Annotated in this window: 2 protein-coding genes; both read left to right on the top strand. The window is 48.0% G+C overall.

The window, feature by feature from the left end; genetic code table 11:
* The first annotated feature begins 450 nt into the window (after positions 1-450).
* The gene (locus C7J97_RS14555) at positions 451-1,068 is read left to right on the top strand and encodes a Type 1 glutamine amidotransferase-like domain-containing protein (protein WP_005930833.1); all 618 of its coding nucleotides are present in this window, start codon (positions 451-453) and stop codon (positions 1,066-1,068) included.
* Between the two features lie 263 nt (positions 1,069-1,331).
* The coding region (locus C7J97_RS14550; RefSeq protein WP_147232802.1) for a recombinase family protein at positions 1,332-2,059 on the top strand (728 nt) is incomplete at its 3' end.

The raw sequence follows: 2,059 nt of genomic DNA, 5'->3' as shown, positions 1-2,059 counted from the left end.
CTCCACCATACAGTTCGTACTCGAACCCGATTCTTTATGAAAAAGGGTTTGGGTACGTTTTTTGTTTATCGGAAGTTCTGCGGAAGGACTACTCGGAACGGTAAACGAGCAAAGGCAGGGTATCACTATGATAGTGGTATCCTGCCTTTTGCTTTGCGGAATCAAGTTCGCTTTGTGCGAACTTGGTCGTCCCCCTATATGGCGCGTTTGGGAGTAGTCGCTGCGTACGTGCGTACCGGGAGCCTGTACACCTCTGACAAGGTGTAACACACTAGACTTTGTGCCAAAGTCTGTGTGCCAAGGGGTCAAGCCCCTTAGAATCCCTGCGGAGCGTGTACGCACGTACGCAGAAAAATGGCAAAATTTCACTATATCGGGGTGTTCTTTCATGGTGGAGTGTGGTATACTCGGCTTAGCCCAGTAAATCGGAGTTTGACGAGGTAAAAGAATATGAATGGAAAACATCTATTTCTTACATCTGCAGGGTTGACCGATAAGATGAAAGAGAAATTCTTTGATATTATTGGAAAGTGTCCGAAGGATGTGAAAGTGCTTTATATTCCAACAGCTGGCATTGAAACAGATGGTGCAAGAGAGTCGCTTGCAATATGTTTTCATGAACTCTTTCTAATGGGAATTCAGTACGAAAATATATTAGTGTACAATCTGGAATTAATTCTTTCAAAAGACTATCAAAGAACCTATTCTTCGTATGTTACAACCCCGTTTATGCTTACAAGGCTATTAACTTTTGAAGAATTAAACCAATTTGATGCTGTTTTTGTCAGTGGTGGTGATGTATCTGTGCTTTGTCGTGAAATGTCTAGAACTGGTTTTGATAGAATACTTAATAATGCAATTAAAAACGGACTTATATATGTCGGAATCAGTGCAGGAAGTATGTATGCGGCGGGAAATTTAACAGATGGATTACATATTATTGACAATCCTATTATCCCCCATTGGAATGGTTCTGAAACAACAGTATTACCGAACGGCAAAGATGAGATTAAGCTTGCTGATGGAAAAGCTGTTTATGTAGAGGATAATTACATGAGTGTAATATGATGCACATGTAGGATTAGTCAAATTCCAGTTTGCCGTACTCGTTCCAGCAGGGTTTGGGGCAGGCACGCCCCAACAAGAAGCTGTCCCAAAGGGGCAAGAATTTTCAAGAATTGAAAATTTGTGGCCACGGGACGATTCTTGCTCTCACCTTTTTCGCTGCGTTTCGCAATTTTCGCATTTCACTCTGCTCGCAGATTGTTGACAAGCTGCGCTTGACCCGATACTATAAAGGCAAGTCGAATACACGCCAAGGAGGTGCAACCATGACCGCCGTAATCTACGCCCGCTATTCATCCGACAGCCAGCGAGAAGCGTCCATTGAGGGACAGTTGCGCGACTGCAAGGCCTACGCCGAGAAGAACGGCATCACCGTGGTCGGCACCTACATTGACCGTGCCTACTCTGCCAAAACGGATGACCGCCCAGACTTTCAGCGGATGATCAAGGACAGCGGAAAGAAAATCTTCGATGTGGTTCTGGTCTGGAAGCTGGACCGCTTTGCCCGGAACCGCTACGATGCCGTGAACTACAAGTACCAGCTGGAAAAGAACGGTGTCCATCTGGTGTCTGCCATGGAACCCATCTCGCAAGGGCCTGAAGGCATTATGGTGGAGAGTATGCTGATCGGCATGGCGGAATACTATTCCGCCGAGCTTGCCCTGAAAGTGGCGCGCGGTGAGCGCGAAAATGCCCTCCAGTGCAAGTACAACGGCGGTGTGGTGCCGTTGGGCTTCACCATCGGCAAGGAGGACAGGCTGTACCATATCGACCCGGAAACGGCTCCCATCGTGCAGGAGATCTTCACCCGGTACGCCGACGGCGAACCGGCTGAGAAGATTGCCGCATCCCTGAATGAGCGCGGCCTGCGTACCCGCACCGGGAAGCCGTTCGTGAAGAACAGCTTCTTCCAGATTTTCCGCAACCGCCGCTACATCGGCGAATACCGCTACAAGGACATTGTGACGCCGGGCGGCATTCCGGCCATTGTTGA

Origin of the sequence: Faecalibacterium prausnitzii (genome assembly GCF_003324185.1) — a bacterium.
GTDB lineage: Bacteria > Bacillota > Clostridia > Oscillospirales > Ruminococcaceae > Faecalibacterium > Faecalibacterium prausnitzii.
This window is presented reverse-complemented; position numbering and strand designations above follow the sequence as displayed.

Bases quoted from the DNA above. Each gene is read 5' to 3' on its own strand.
- C7J97_RS14555 (WP_005930833.1), top strand. From the start codon at position 451: ATGAATGGAAAACATCTATTTCTTACATCTGCAGGGTTGACCGATAAG.